Origin of the sequence: Kocuria sp. CPCC 205231 (assembly GCF_040980965.1) — a bacterium.
GTDB classification, from domain to species: Bacteria; Actinomycetota; Actinomycetes; order Actinomycetales; family Micrococcaceae; genus Kocuria; species Kocuria rosea.
On record NZ_JAVKPP010000011.1, the window covers coordinates 23,378 to 38,023 of the forward strand.

General features: G+C 74.9%; 6 protein-coding genes and 1 pseudogene. 3 read left to right on the top strand and 4 right to left on the bottom strand.

Annotated features, from left to right (window positions below; genetic code table 11):
- Positions 1-84: 84 nt before the first annotated feature.
- Positions 85-1,044, top strand: a pseudogene (locus tag RF640_RS12380) (TerC family protein); the annotation flags it as partial.
- 540 nt (positions 1,045-1,584) lie between these two features.
- Positions 1,585-2,913 carry a TerC family protein gene (locus RF640_RS12385; RefSeq protein ID WP_035923982.1) on the top strand — a complete coding sequence of 443 codons (1,329 nt, stop codon included), beginning with the start codon at positions 1,585-1,587 and terminating at the stop codon, positions 2,911-2,913.
- Between the two features lie 112 nt (positions 2,914-3,025).
- Here RF640_RS12385 and RF640_RS12390 read toward each other — a convergent pair whose 3' ends face one another.
- Positions 3,026-5,638: an RNA helicase gene (locus tag RF640_RS12390; protein WP_109222849.1), complete on the bottom strand. Its 2,613-nt coding sequence runs from the start codon at positions 5,636-5,638 to the stop codon at positions 3,026-3,028.
- Positions 5,639-5,755: 117 nt separating this feature from the next.
- Between RF640_RS12390 and RF640_RS12395 the strand changes: the two genes are divergently transcribed.
- A complete protein-coding gene (locus RF640_RS12395; RefSeq protein WP_109222850.1) occupies positions 5,756-7,492 on the top strand; it encodes a formate--tetrahydrofolate ligase in 1,737 nt (578 codons plus the stop codon).
- Positions 7,493-7,588: 96 nt separating this feature from the next.
- Here the strand turns inward: RF640_RS12395 and RF640_RS12400 are convergent, their stop codons facing one another.
- The 3 genes from RF640_RS12400 to RF640_RS12410 are packed head-to-tail and all read right to left on the bottom strand — an operon-like array spanning position 7,589 to position 14,596.
- On the bottom strand, positions 7,589-11,119 hold the full coding sequence (locus RF640_RS12400) for a DUF3376 domain-containing protein (protein WP_109222851.1): 3,531 nt from the start codon (positions 11,117-11,119) through the stop codon (positions 7,589-7,591).
- Positions 11,109-12,407, bottom strand: coding sequence for a glycosyltransferase (locus tag RF640_RS12405; RefSeq protein ID WP_109222852.1), 1,299 nt, complete (start codon positions 12,405-12,407; stop codon positions 11,109-11,111). The genes RF640_RS12400 and RF640_RS12405 overlap by 11 nt, the downstream gene beginning before the upstream one ends.
- Positions 12,404-14,596, bottom strand: coding sequence for a glycosyltransferase (locus RF640_RS12410; protein WP_109222853.1), 2,193 nt, complete (start codon positions 14,594-14,596; stop codon positions 12,404-12,406). The genes RF640_RS12405 and RF640_RS12410 overlap by 4 nt, the downstream gene beginning before the upstream one ends.
- Positions 14,597-14,646: the final 50 nt, after the last annotated feature.

Here is a 14,646-nt window from a genome sequence, read left to right on the forward strand (position 1 = left end):
GGCTCATCGTGACGCCCCGGTCCGCCCCGTTCCCCGGACGACGCCGGCCGGCGGGCTCACCCATCTCCAAGCGAAAGAACTCGCGTGCACACACAGCTACCCGCGTGGTTCGAGATCGGCTCCTTCGTCGTTCTCGGCTGCATCCTTCTCTTCGACCTGATCATGGTCGCCAAGCGCCCCCACGAGCCCTCCATGAAGGAGGCCGGCATCTGGGTGGGCGTCTACGTGGCCCTCGCCCTCGTCTTCGGCGCCCTGATGTTCGTCTTCGCGGGCGCCGAGCAGGGCACCCAGTTCGTGGCGGGCTGGATCACGGAGTACAGCCTCAGCATCGACAACCTGTTCGTGTTCATCGTGATCATGACCCGCTTCGCGGTGCCGCGGAAGTACCAGCAGGAGGTGCTGATGGTGGGCATCATCATCGCGCTGGTCCTGCGCGGGATCTTCATCCTGCTGGGCGCCACGATCATCGCGAACTTCTCCTGGGTCTTCTACCTCTTCGGCGTCTTCCTGCTCTGGACGGCGTACCACCAGGCCAAGGACGACGGCGAGGACGAGTCGGAGGAGAACGGCCTCATCCGCAGGCTGCGCACCGTGGTCCCCATGACGGACCAGTACGACGGCAACAGGCTGCGCACCACCGTGGACGGCAAGAAGCTCTTCACCCCGATGCTCGTCGTCTTCGTGACCATCGGCGTGACCGACCTGATGTTCGCCTTCGACTCCATCCCGGCGATCTTCGGACTGACCCAGAGCCCGTTCATCGTCTTCACGGCCAACATCTTCGCCCTCATGGGCCTGCGCCAGCTCTACTTCCTGCTCGGCGGGCTCATGGAGCGGCTCATCTACCTCAAGCACGGACTGTCGCTGATCCTGGCGTTCATCGGCGTCAAGCTCATCCTGCACGCCATGCACGAGAACGAAGTGCCCTTCGTCAACGGCGGCGAGCACATCGGATGGGCCCCCGAGATCCCCACCTTCGTGTCCCTGGGCGTGATCGTGGCCATCATCGTGGTCGCCACGGTCGCGTCGATGGTCAGCCCGAAGGGCCGGTCCGCCCACGCCGTCGCCGAGCTGCACCGGGCCATCGAGGTCTACCGGGGCATCCCGGAGGGCACCCCCACCCGGGAGATCCGCATCGTGCAGGCCGAGCTCGTGCAGAAGCACCGTGCGGCCCGCGGCGCCGCGGAGCGCTCCGCCGTGGAGCTGCCCGACCTCCACGAGCGCACGGGCAAGACCGCGGAGGAGCACCGCGCCGAGAGCAGGCCCCCGGAGCACGCGGAGCACCGGGAGGCCCGGCACTGAGCACCCCCGCGGGCTGAGCGCCCGGGGCCGTCGTCGACGGCCCGCGAGACCAGGGGCCCGGTCCGCCGCACGGCGGACCGGGCCCCTGCCCGTGCCGGCCGGGCCGTCCGTATAGACTGGGCCGAGCCTAGGGGAGTATCCCTCAGCGCTGTGGACGTCAGCACGTCGGGTGCCACAACCCGGCCGGACGCAGCGGTCGAGCCCAGCACCGGACCGGAACGGTCCCGCGGGAGCGGCGGAGAGACTTACGGCTGTCCCGTTCTCGACCCCGAAAGCAGAACCATGGAAGTCTCACTCACCGTCTGGATCGTCACCATCGCGGCCATCGTCGGCCTGCTGCTCTTCGACTACGTGTTCCACGTGCGCAAGGCCCACGAACCGCAGCTCAAGGAAGCCGCGATCTGGTCCGCGATCTACGTGGGCATCGCCCTCCTCTTCGGCCTGTTCGTCCTCGTCGAGTGGGGCGGGCGGTACGCCGGCGAGTACTACGCCGGGTACATCACCGAGAAGGCGCTGTCGGTCGACAACCTCTTCGTCTTCCTCATCATCATCGCCTCCTTCAAGGTCCCGCGCGAGGACCAGCAGAAGGTCCTGCTCTTCGGCATCACGTTCGCCCTGATCGCCCGCACCGCCCTGATCTTCGTGGGCGCCGGGCTCATCAACCAGTTCGCCTGGATCTTCTACCTGTTCGGCCTCATCCTGCTGCTGACGGCCGGCTCCCTGATCAAGGGCGAGCTGTCCGAGTCCGCCCACGACGAGGCGGACAACTTCATCATCCGCACCGCCAAGCGCTTCATGCACACCTCCGACGAGTACGACGGCGACAAGCTGTTCACCATGGAGAACGGCAAGAAGGTCATGACGCCGATGCTGCTCGTGATGGTGGCCATCGGCGGCACCGACGTGCTCTTCGCGCTGGACTCCATCCCCGCGATCTTCGGCCTGACCCAGCAGACCTACCTGGTGTTCACCGCCGTGGCGTTCTCCCTCATGGGCCTGCGCCAGCTCTACTTCCTCATCGACGGTCTCCTGGACCGCCTCATCTACCTCTCCTGGGGCCTGGCGATCATCCTCGGCTTCATCGGCGTCAAGCTCATCCTGCACGCCCTGCACGAGAACAACCTGGGCTTCATCAACAACGGTGAGCACGTGGAGGTCGTCGAGGTCGGCATCAGCCTCTCGCTGACCGTCATCGTGGGGGTGCTGATCATCACCGTCCTGGCCTCCCTCTACAGCCCCAAGGGCCGGGCCCTGCGCGTGCTCAACGGCCTGCAGACCGTCGCCGAGAAGTACGTGACCCTGCCGCAGGACGCCCCCGCCGGGGAGCGCCAGAAGCTGGCGGAGAAGGCCGCGAAGTACCAGCGGCAGATGCCGAAGATCTCCGACAAGCACCGCCAGGAGCTGCTCGAGTCCGAGAAGCAGTTCCACGAGCTCCTGGACCGCGCCCGCGGCAAGCACCGCGAGTTCGAGCGCACCGGGGTGGGCCCGGAGCCGGACGCCGTGCCGGCCCCGGAGGCCGAGGCCCTCTCGGGCGCCCGGGCCGAGACCCAGGAGTCGGCCGGCACCACGACCCCGGACGCCCCCCGCGGCGGCGGCAGCTCCGCCGTCTGAGCCACCCCCTCCCGGTGCCCCGCGCACCGGGAGCAGGAGCCCCCGGCGCGCACCGAGCAGGTGCGCACCGGGGGCTCCGTCGTCGTGGGAGGGACCGCCGGGCGGCCCCGGCTCAGCGGCCCGTCTCGGTGATGGGCCCGACGTTGTCCACGACCACCGCGGGGAAGCCGTCCTCGTCCGAGGCCCGCAGGTCGATGCGGGCGTTGATGCCCCAGTCGTGGTGGCCGTCCGGGTCGTCGAAGACCTGCACCACGGTCCAGAACCCCGGCAGGCCCTCGGGCTGCTCGTCGATCCGGATCAGCCCCGGCCCCCTCGACTGGGGGTCCGTGTAGATGTCCTCGTGCTCGCCGAAGTACGCGTCCATGGCGTCCGCCCACCGGTCCCGGTCCCAGCCGTGCTCGCCGTCGAGGGCGCCCAGGACCTTGTCCTTCTCGTCCGCGAACAGCTCGACGCGCTGGAACAGGGCGTTGCGCACCATGACCCGGAACGCCCGCGGGTTGGACGTGATCAAGGGGGGCTGCTCGTCGATGAGCTCCTCGAGGGAGTCCGCGGAGGTGCCCATGGGGGACTCCTCCCCGGCGGCCAGCTTCTCCCACTCGTCGAGCAGCGAGTTGTCGGTCTGCCGGATGAGCTCGCCCAGCCACTCCACGAGGTCCTCGAGGTCCTCCCGGAGCAGGTCCAGGGGCACGGTCTGGCGCAGCGCCTTGTAGGCGTCGGAGAGGTAGCGCAGCAGGATGCCCTCGGAGCGGGCCAGGCCGTAGAACTGCACGTAGTCGCCGAACGTCATGGCGCGCTCGTACATGTCCCGCACCACGGACTTGGGCGTCAGCTCGAACTGCGCCACCCACGGGGCGCCGGTGCGGTACGTCTCGAACGCCTGGGTCAGCAGCTCCTCGAGCGGCTTGGCGTAGCTGACGTCCTCGAGCTCCTTCATCCGCTCGTCGTAGTCGAGGCCCTCGGCCTTCATCGACGCCACGGCCTCCCCGCGGGCCTTCTTCTCCTGCATGTTCAGGACCTGGCGGGGCTTCTCCAGGGTCGCCTCGATCACGGAGACGACGTCCAGGGCGTAGCCCGGGTCCTCCCGGTCCAGCAGGGTGAGGGCGGCGAGGGCGAAGGGGGACAGCGGCTGGTTGAGGGCGAAGTTCTCCTGCAGCTCCACGGTCAGCCGCCAGGTGCGGCCCTCCTCGTCGGGCTCCGGGAGCTTCTCGACGACGCCGGCGGCGCGCAGCTCCTTGAGGATGCCGATGGCCTGCTTCAGCAGGGCGCGCTGCCGCGGCCGCGTCTCGTGGTTGTGGGTCAGCAGGTGCCACGCCGCGAGCACCGGGTCCCCGGGGCGCTGCAGGAGGTTGAGCAGCATCGAGTGGGTCACCGTGAAGGACGAGGTCAGCGGTTCCGGATCGGAGGCGACCAGGGTCTCGAACGTCGGCTTCCCCCAGGACACGAAGCCCTGCGGCGGCTTCTTCCGCACCACCTGCCGCAGCTTCTTCTGGTCGTCGCCGAACTTGGCGTGGGCCTTCTTCATGGCCTTGTTGTTCTCGATGACGTGCTCGGGCGCCTGGACCACCACGGTGCCCGCCGTGTCGTAGCCGGCGCGCCCGGCCCGGCCGGCGATCTGGTGGAACTCGCGGGCGTTGAGCCGGCGGGTGCGCTCGCCGTCGAACTTGGACAGCGCCGTGATGACCACGGTGCGGATGGGCACGTTGATGCCCACCCCCAGGGTGTCGGTGCCGCAGATGACCTTGAGCAGCCCCGTCTGGGCGAGCTGCTCCACGAGGCGGCGGTACTTGGGCAGCATCCCGGCGTGGTGGACCCCGATGCCGTGGCGGACCAGCCGGTTGAGGGTCTTGCCGAAGCCGGCCGAGAAGCGGAACCCGGCGATGAGCTCGCCGATGCGCTCCTTCTCCTCCTTGGTCAGCACGTTGACGGACATCAGGTTCTGGGCCTGGTCCATGGCCTGCAGCTGGGAGAAGTGCACCACGTAGACCGGGGCCTGGTTGGTGCTCAGCAGCTCCTCGAGGGCCTCGTGGATGGGATCCTCGGACCAGTAGTGGTGCAGCGGGATGGGCCGCTCCGCGGAGGACACCGTCGTGGTCGGGCGGCCCGTGAGCTCCGTGATCCCCTCCTCGAAGCGGGAGACGTCTCCGAGCGTGGCGCTCATGACCAGGAACTGCGCCTGGGGCAGCTCCAGCAGCGGCACCTGCCACGCCCAGCCGCGCTGCGGGTCGGAGTAGAAGTGGAACTCGTCCATCACCACGGGCCCCACGTCCGCGTCCCGGCCCTCGCGCAGGGCGACGTTGGCGAGGATCTCCGCGGTGCAGCAGATGATGGGGGCCGCGGCGTTGACCGCGGAGTCCCCGGTGACCATGCCGACGTTCTCCGCGCCGAAGATCTCCACGAGCGAGAAGAACTTCTCGGACACGAGCGCCTTGATGGGGGCGGTGTAGTACGAGCGCTGCCCGGCGGCGAGACCCGCGTAGTGCGCCGCGACGGCCACCGTGGACTTCCCGGACCCGGTCGGGGTCGCGAGGATCACGTTGGACCCGCTCGCGAACTCGAGCACGGCCTCGTCCTGGGCGGGGTAGAGCTCCATGTCCCGGGAGGCGATCCAGCCGAGGAACCCCTCGTAGACCTCGTCCCCGGACAGGGCGTTGGTGGCGAAGTCGCCGCGGTAGTACGGGTGGCCCGGGGTGCCGAGCTCGGGGGAGAGGGCTTCGAGGAGTTTCATCGTCCTCCACTGTATCGGGACGGCGCGCCCCGGCCCGTGCCGGTTCCGCGCCGCCGGGGCCCGCGCGAGGACGGCGGGGCACTGGCCGGGACGCCCCGGGTCCAGCAGACTGGCCCCATGACGCACGTCACCGACCCGATGCCCTCGGACCTGGAGATCGCCCAGGCCGCCCGGCCCCGCCCCGTGAGCGAGATCGCGGCGGCCGCCGGGATCGCCGCCGACCGCCTGGAGCCCTACGGGCGCTTCGTGGCGAAGGTCGACCCGCGCCCGGACGAGGTGTCCACCCCCGAGGAGGCCGCCGCGCGCAAGCACGCCCGCGGCGTGCGGTACGTGGTGGTCACGTCGCTGACCCCCACGCCGCTCGGCGAGGGGAAGACGGCCACGGCGGTGGGCCTGGCCCAGGGCATGGCTGCCACCGGCCGCTCCGCCGCCCTGACCCTGCGCCAGCCGTCCATGGGGCCGACGTTCGGGATCAAGGGCGGGGCGGCGGGGGCGGGGTACGCCCAGCTGCTGCCGATGGACAAGCTGAACCTGCACCTGACCGGGGACTTCCACGCCGTGACGGCCGCCCACAACCTGCTGGCGGCGATGATCGACAACCACCTGCACCACGGCAACGCCCTGGGCCTGGACGCCCGCTCGATCACGTGGCGGCGGGTCCTCGACGTCAACGACCGGGCGCTGCGCACCGTGGTGGTGGGCCTCGGCGACCACCAGGACGGTGTGCCCCGCCAGACGGGCTTCGACATCACGGCCGCGTCCGAGGTGATGGTGATCCTCTCGCTCGCCACGTCCTTCGCCGACCTGCGCCGGCGCCTGGGCCGGATCGTGGTGGGCGCCACGTACGACGGCGAGCCGGTCTCCGCCGAGGACCTCAAGGCCGCCGGGTCCATGGCGGTGCTGCTGCAGGACGCCTTCCAGCCGAACCTGCTGCAGACCCTCGAGGCGACCCCGGCGCTGGTCCACGCCGGGCCGTTCGGCAACATCGCGACCGGCAACTCCTCCGTGGTCGCCGACTACGTGGCCATGGCCTACGCCGACTACGTCATCACCGAGGCCGGGTTCGGCGCGGACATGGGCCTCGAGCGCCTGGTCAACGTCAAGGCCAGGGCCTCCGGCCTGACCCCGGACGCGGCGGTGCTCGTGACCACGGTGCGGGCGCTGAAGACCCACTCCGGCCGCTACAGCGTGCGCCCGGGCAGGGCGCTGCCGGCGGAGATGCTCCAGGAGAACCCCGGGGACGTGGAGGCGGGGGCGGCGAACCTGCTCCACCACCTGGCGATCGCCCGGTCCTTCGGGATCTCCCCGGTCGTGGCGATCAACGCGTTCCCCGGGGACCACCCCTCGGAGCACGAGGCGATCCGCCGGATCGCCCGGGCGACCGGGGCGGAGGTGGCCGTGTGCACGGCGGTGTCCGAGGGCGGCGCCGGGGCGGCCGAGCTCGCCGACGCCGTGGCCGCGGCGTGCGAGCACCCGGCCGGGTACACCCCGACCTACGGGCTCACCGAGTCCCTCGAGGACAAGCTCACCGCGGTCGCCACCCGGGTCTACGGCGCGGACGGCCTCGAGATCACCCCGGCCGCGGAGCACCAGCTGGCCCGCTACGAGGAGCTCGGCTACGGGGGGCTGCCGGTCGTCATCGCCAAGACCCACCTGTCCACCACGGCGGACCCGGCCCGCAAGGGAGCGCCCACCGGGTGGTCCCTGCCCGTCCGGGAGCTGCGCGCCGCCGTGGGCGCCGGGTACCTCTACGCGATCTGCGGGACGATGCGCACCATGCCGGGACTGGGCACCTCCCCGGCGGCCGAGCGGATCGGGATCGACGACGACGGGCGCGTCACCGGTCTCTTCTGAGGCCTGCCCCTCCGGGACCGGCCTCGTCCGGGACCGGCCTCGTCGCGGACCTGCCCGGTCCGGGACCCGCCCCGTTCCCGACCCGGAGTGGACGGCTCACCGGCGGGGCAGCAGCTCCTCACCGGGGCCGTGCCGCCGCAGCATGCCCTCGGCGGGCGCCCACCACAGGACGGCCGCCCAGGCGTAGGCGGCCCCGGCCACGGCCGCCAGGTCGGTCCACAGCGACCCGGGGCCGCCGGCCCAGGACCACAGCACCCAGGACGCGGCGCCGCCGACGGCCGCCGCGGCCGGGACGACGGCGAGGGCCCAGGCGGGCTGCACCCACCCCGCCAGGAGCAGGGCACCGACCGCCAGCAGCGCCACGGCCAGCACGGCGGCCCGCGCTCCGGCGCCGTCCGGCACGAGCCCCGGGAGCCCGGTCAGGGCCGCCACGGCCCAGACCGCCACCGCGGCCGGCACCACGAGGACCGCCCGCCCCATCTCGTCCAGGCCCTCGCGGCTCGGCACGCGCAGCGCGAGCACCGCGCTCAGGCGCTCCAGTGCGAGCACGCCGAGCACCAGCAGCAGGACCGCGGCCGCGCGCCCGGACGGCACGGCCGCCCCGAGCGGGAGCAGCAGGGACAGGGCGGCCGCACCCGCGAGGGCGGACCGCCGCAGCGCGCCGCCGCGGGCGGCGCCGACCTCCGCGGCAGTGACCGCCGGGACGGCCGATCCCGCAGGCTCCCCGGAGGCGGCCCCGGTGCGAGGAGGCGGCCGCTCCCCGGCGGCGTCCCGGACGGCCGACCACCGTCGCAGCGCGCGCCGCCCCGTCCGCAGGAGGGACAGCACGAGCGCCGCGGCGACCGCCGCGAGCAGGGCGGCACCGGGCCAGGACCACGCCCGTGCCTCCGCGGCGACCGGGCCCGCGGCCGGCCACAGCCCGGCCGTCAGCGCCACGGCGGCCAGGGCGGCGCGCACCGGGGTCACCACCGCGGGCACGAGCACGAGCAGGGGCTGGAGCACCAGCAGCACGACCTCCCAGACGGGGCGGGGCAGGTCCGGGGTGCCCGCCAGGGCCCGCCCCAGCACGCGCACCCCGCGCGAGGCCAGCGAGAGGCGGTGCCCCGGGGCCAGCCGGTCCAGCCCGTCGGCGCTCGCGCCGACCACCGCCCGGCCGCGGGCGGGGCAGCCGTGCCCGGCGTCGCGCAGCAGGGCGTCCTGCAGGCCGGCGACGACGGGGTCGGCCGTCGGGCTGTCCCCGGCCGGGGAACCGCTCGGCGCGCCGGGCGGGGCCGTTGGGGTCATCGGGGTCATCGGGGGCGTCGAGGGTGTCGGGGGAGACGCCGGAGCGGCCGCCGGCAGCCCGCGCAGGAATCCGGCGACCCCGGCCGCCGCGTCGAGGCGTCCCCACCACCAGTCGTGGGCCCGCCAGTCCGCGGCCAGGAACCCCCGGAAGTTCAGCAGTCCCGCACCGGCCAGCTTGGCGCCCGCCGGCATCCGCTCCTCGGCGTCCGTGAGCAGGCGGGCGAGCTCCCGACGATCGGCCCCCGGCGTGTCGAGGGCCTGCTGGAGGCGGTCACGGACCAGCGCCGCCCGGAGCGCGGGGAACGCGTCCGGCGCCGCGGGGGCCTGGTCGCCGCGGATCTCCCCGTAGGCGACGGGGGACACCGCGGCGGGGATCCCGGCGGCGGCCAGGAGCGGGGGCAGATCGGCCGCGGCCGGCGCCCTCTCCCCGGCGGGGATCCTCGACCACGGTGACGCCTCCCAGACCGCGCGGCGGGCCGCCCGGCCGGGGACGTCGGCGTCGAGGTGCTCGTCCACCGCGGCGCGCAGGCCCCGGAGCCCGTCCACGACCGCGTCGAGCTCGGCCCAGGAGGCGTCCGCCGGCCGGTGCCCCGTGCCGGCCGCGCCGAGCCAGGGGTCGACGGCCCCGGTGAGATCGGCCGCCGGGTCCGCGAGGGCGGCCAGCACGGCGTGGAAGCGCCGGTCGCGCTCGTGGCGGGCGCGCGCCAGCACCCGGTAGGCGCGCTCGCGGGCGAGGGACCGGTCGAACTGCCCGGCCGGTCCGGCCGGCCCGTCGAGGCCCAGCTCCTCCAGCACGCGCACCCAGGACAGCACGCAGGACGCGGCGTCGAACAGGGCCTGTGCCCCGCGCAGCACCGCGGCGGCGGCGGGGTCCTCCAGCGGGCCCCGGGAGAGGGCGTCGTAGCGCCGGAGCAGCTCCGCCCGCAGCGGGTCGAGCGCACGGGGCGGCCGGGCCCGCAGGGCGTCGCGCCGGGCCAGGGTCGAGGTGAGCTGCCACTGCGCCGGTCGGGTCAGGAGGCGGGACAGCAGGTCGGCGTCGGTCCGGGCCCGGTAGCGCAGGTAGGCCCGGCGCCGCTCCTCGAGGGAGGCCTCGTCCCAGCCCCCGATCAGCGCCGCGAGCGGGTGCAGGCGGCCGCCGGCCACGAGCTGGGCGTCCAGGTAGTCGGACAGGGCCAGGACCTCGTCGTCGTCCGACTCCCGCCGCGGCAGCCGGGAGACCGTGGCGGCGAGCGTGCCCACGAGCCGCGGCAGGTCGCGCACGAAGGGCACGGCACGCTCGCGGTGGGGCGGGTCCGGGTCGAGGTACAGCAGGGCCCGGTCGGCGTGCCGCAGGGACGTCCTGGTGCGCGCGGCCTCGAGGGCCCGGTCGATGGGGATGTTGTCGAACACCCCGCCGTCGACCACGTGGTAGGGCAGTTCCGCGGGGTCGCGGTGGGCGCCGAACGCGTGGCTCAGATCCGGGCGCCCGGCCGCCGGGCCCGGGGCGCCCCGCGGGCCCGGGGTCGGGGCGGACCACACCGAGGCCGGCTCGAAGGCGCCGGGGAAGGAGGACGTCGCCCGGGCGGCGTAGGCCAGCCGGGACAGCGCGGCCGCGGCCTGCGCGGGGGCCGTGTCCCGCCCCGGGATGTCGTTGTCCAGGGACGGACCGGGGGAGCCCGGCTCCGGGGAGGAGAAGTGGAAGTCGCTGCGCCCCTCCGCCGACGCGCTGTAGGGCGAGGGGTCGCTGTCCAGGACCGTCGCGGAGAGCTCGACCGTGACGTGCTCGGCCACCAGGTCCGGGTGGTGCTCCGGGCTGCCCCGGAGCGCCAGGAGCGCCTCCAGCAGCCGTGGCCACAGGTAGTCGTCGCCGCGCAGCAGGGAGTCCACGGGGTGCCGTCCGAGCGGGCGCAGCAGCCGGCCGAGGGCGCCGTGCTCCGCCCAGATCCGGCCGAGGGCGTCCAGGTCGGAGCCCGCGCGCTGGGCCACGGCGTGCACCACGCCGTTGAGCCCGCCGGCGCTGGCCCCGGCGAGGAGGTCGATGTCCACCCTGTCGTAGCCGGCGTCCGCGAGCAGCCGCGCGTACACCGCCGCCCGCTCCTCGAGCACCGGGTCCGGGGTCTCGGCGGGGTGCAGGAGGTAGGCGTGCAGCGCCCCGCGGCGGTCCCGGTGGATCCGGATCCGGCGCAGCAGGTCCAGCTCGGCCACCGCGCCGCCGATCCACACGGCGAGGCTCACGCCGCCGCGCATGGCGAGGGCGAGGCGGAGGGTGCGGCCGAACGCCGGCGCCTGCCCGGCCGTCGCCCCGGCCAGCCCCCGGGACGGCGGCAGGACGATCAGCGGCAGGCCCGAGGGCTCACTCGACAAGGGCCGCGAACGCCCGCCCCGGCCCGGGCCGGCGGGTCAGGTCGTGCCGGAGGTCCTCGAGCGCCCCCCGCCGCTCGTGGCCGTCGTCGAGCAGCCCGGCCACGGCGTCCCGCACCTCGGCGGTCGACAGGGCGTTGGGGTCGAGCACCGTCCCGAGCCCCGCCGCCTCGAGGGCCGCCGCCCCGGCGAACTGGTCCGTGGACATCGGCAGCAGCAGCAGCGGCACCCCGGCGGTGAGCGCCTCGGTCACGCTGTTGTTCCCGCCGTGGGAGACCGCGACGCTCGCGCGGCGCAGCAGGGTGACCTGCGGCAGGGTGCCGCGCACGAGCCAGGACTCCGGGACCGGGCCCAGCTCGGCGGGCCGGGTCGCCCCGGCCGCGAGGGCGACCCGCACGTCCAGGCCGCGGAGGGCCTCCGCGACCCGGGCGAGCACGTCCCCGCGCACGGACAGGAAGCTGCCGAGGCTGATGTAGACGATCGGGCGGTCCGAGCCGGCCAGCCACGCGGCCACCTCCGGGTCCTCGGCCTCCTCCCGGACGGCCGAGCCCAGGAACGTGTGCTCGGGCAGCGCCCGGGTCCGGTGCTCGTCGTGGAGCTCGCCCGGGTAGTTGAGCAGGAGGTCGTCGCCGGTCTCCGCGAAGGCGTCGGCGCTCGCCGGGGTCCCGGGGGCGATCTGCTGCAGGGCCTCGTTCCACTGCTCCGTGAACTCGTCCCGCACGGAGGAGCACAGCCGGTGCAGCGCCTCCAGCTCGGCCGGGGACGGGCGCAGCCGGCCGGGCCAGGCGGGCGGGTGCCCGTAGACCTCGTCGGCCACCGTCAGGGCCGAGGGGTGGCCCAGGACCACGTCGGCGTGCCGGATCCCGGAGCCGGTCAGGGCCAGGCGCGCCGCGAAGGCCAGGTGGTCCACGACCACCTGGTCCGGCCGGACGCGGTCCACCACGTCCTGCACCCGCCGGGCGGTGCCCAGCGGGTCCCAGAGCAGGTCGTCGCGCCGTGCCCGGGCCTGGAAGGCCAGGGTCTCCGCGGGGCCGCGGCGGGTGGCGGCGAAGAACCCGCGCAGGGCGTCGTCCTCCCCGGGCGGCTGCTCCTCGGCCCGGATGACCCCGGGGTTGGAGCCGCGGCCCAGCGGGAGGATCTCGACCTCGAAGCCGAAGCCCCGGGCGATGGCGGCGGTCGCGGGACCGGTGGCCACGACCACCCGCTCCCCGGCGTCCCGCCACGCGGTGGCCAGGGTCGCGAGGGGGAACAGGTGGGAGGCGTAGTCCGGGCTGATCACGAGCAGGGTCACGGGGTGGGGCTCCTGTCGGCCGTGTGCGCCACGGCGTCGTCGTAGACGGAGGTGAGGGCGGTCGCCATCCCCTCGATGCTGAAGCGGTCGCGGACCATGGCGCGGGCCGCGTCGGCGGTGCGCTCCGCGTCGGGGCGCGCCGCCAGGTCGAGGGCCCGGGCCACGGCCCGGGCCAGCGCGGCGGGGTCGCCGGTGTCGACGAGGACGCCGGTGACGCCGTCGGCCACGAAGGTGGCTGGCCCGCCGGCGTCGGGCGCCACAACCGGCAGCCCGGTGGCGAGGGCCTCGACCAGCGCCACGCCGAACTCCTCCTTGAGGCTCGCGCAGACGTAGACGCCGGCGGGGGAGGACAGGCCTGGCCGGCCCCGGCGCACCGCGGCGAGCCAGGCGGCCACGGTGGCGTGGGGACGGTGGCCGGCCAGAAGCAGGCCGGCGGTAGCGGCCTCGGCCCGGGGGAGGGCGGCGTCGATCCGGGTGAGCTGCTCCCGCTCGTCGGCGGAGGGGGAGACGAGGTCCCCGCCCACGACGAGGAGATTGCAGCGGTCCCGCAGCCCGGCGTCCCGGGCCCAGGCCTCGACGAGAGTGGCCGTGCCCTTCACCCGGTGCAGGCGGCCCACCGTGACCACGAGCGGCAGTCCGCGCCGGGCGGCGGGCAGGGCCGCGAGCACGGTGTCGAGCTCCGCGAGGTGCGCTCCGGCACCGGTGCGCACCTGCTGGGCGGCACGGTCCACGGCACCCAGGTCGATGCCCTCCGGGACCACCGTGCACCGCCCGGGCTTGTCCAGGTCCACGTCGAGCAGCTCGCGGGCGTCCCGGGCCAGGTCCGGGCGGGGGAAGAGCACCAGGTGCTCCGCCCGCGCCGCGAGGTCGGCGAGCAGGCGCACGCGGAACCACAGGTGCTCCACGCGGTCGGCCGCGCCGAAGCCGGCCCGGGTCAGGGTGCCGGCGCGCTCGCGGGCGGCGACGAGCGCGTGCGGATCGGGGGCCATCGTGAGCACCCACGGGATGCCGAGCTCCGCGGCCACCGCCGCGGCCGCCATCGAGCCGACGTCGGCCATGCGCAGGTGCAGCACGTCCACGGGGCCGGCCCGGCGCAGCACGCGCCGCAGCCCCCGTTCCGCGGCCACCCGCCGCGGCCAGGCGTCCGCCATGTGCACCGGGGGTCCGGCGAAGGGGACGACGCCGAAGACGTGCCCCGCCCCCGCCGGACGGGCCGTCGCCGCCCGCGCCTCGTCGTGGGTGCCGCGGGACACCGTGAGCACCTGGGCGACGCCGCCGGGGCCGTCCGGGGCGCTGAGGGCGTCGCCCAGCTGGGCGAGCAGCGTGGCGATCCCGCCGTTGTCCCCCCGCCCGGAGAAGGTGAGGTCCCGGTCGATCTCCGCGTGCAGGAACGGCTGCAGGACCGTGAGCCCGTCCCAGCCGGTCGCCGGGTCGGGCTCCACGGCGGCGTGGAGGTCGGCGAGGGCGAGCCGGGCCACGGCGGCGAGCGGACCGTCAGCGTGGGCGCACGCCCCGGCCACGTCCGCCAGGTCGGCCACGGACTCGGCGCCGGTCTGCCGGCGGTCCACCAGGGCCTCGAGGGCGGCCCCGCGGACGTCCTGGTCCTCGCCGGAACTGCCGGCCAGGGCGCGGAGCCGTGCGGCGGGCCCGGCCCCGGGGACGAGCCCCAGGGTCTCGGCGAGCCGTGCGCGGGGTCCTGCGGCGACGGCTCCCGCCAGGGCGTGCTCGAGGGCGGTCCCGACCGCCTCCGGTGCCGCCGGGGCCCAGGCCTGCAGGGTGCGCTGGGCCAGCATGCCGGGGAAGCCGCCGCCGGCCACGAGGTCGGCGAGGTGCGCTGCGGCGCGGGGGAGGGGCGCGCGGTCGGCGAGCACCCATGCGGTGTGCTCCCGCAGCCACTGCTCGTCGTCCAGGAGCGCGGTGAGGAGCGTGTCCGCCCGGGACCCGGGCACGGCAGCGAGGGCATGGACGGCGGCGATCGCCGCGACGTGGTCGTCGCGGCGGCGGATCTCCTCCGCGAGCACGGGCAGCGCCCCGGCTGGATCCTCCCGGGCCGCCTGCAGCAGGTCGTCGGCGCGGCGGATGCCGTCGAGGATCGAGGGGGCGCGGCGGACGGCCTCGAGGGCCTCGTGCGTCGCCGCGCCGGTGCGCTCTGCGCTCGTTGACGGGGCGCGGGGCGCGGCGAAGGTCATGGGCCTCACCGTAGCCGAGGCCCGGTCCCGCGCACAGCGGGTCGCTGGGA

Bases quoted from the DNA above. Each gene is read 5' to 3' on its own strand.
- RF640_RS12385 (WP_035923982.1), top strand. From the start codon at position 1,585: ATGGAAGTCTCACTCACCGTCTGGATCGTCACCATCGCGGCCATCGTC.
- RF640_RS12390 (WP_109222849.1), bottom strand. From the start codon at position 5,638: ATGAAACTCCTCGAAGCCCTCTCCCCCGAGCTCGGCACCCCGGGCCAC.
- RF640_RS12395 (WP_109222850.1), top strand. From the start codon at position 5,756: ATGACGCACGTCACCGACCCGATGCCCTCGGACCTGGAGATCGCCCAG.
- RF640_RS12410 (WP_109222853.1), bottom strand. From the start codon at position 14,596: ATGACCTTCGCCGCGCCCCGCGCCCCGTCAACGAGCGCAGAGCGCACC.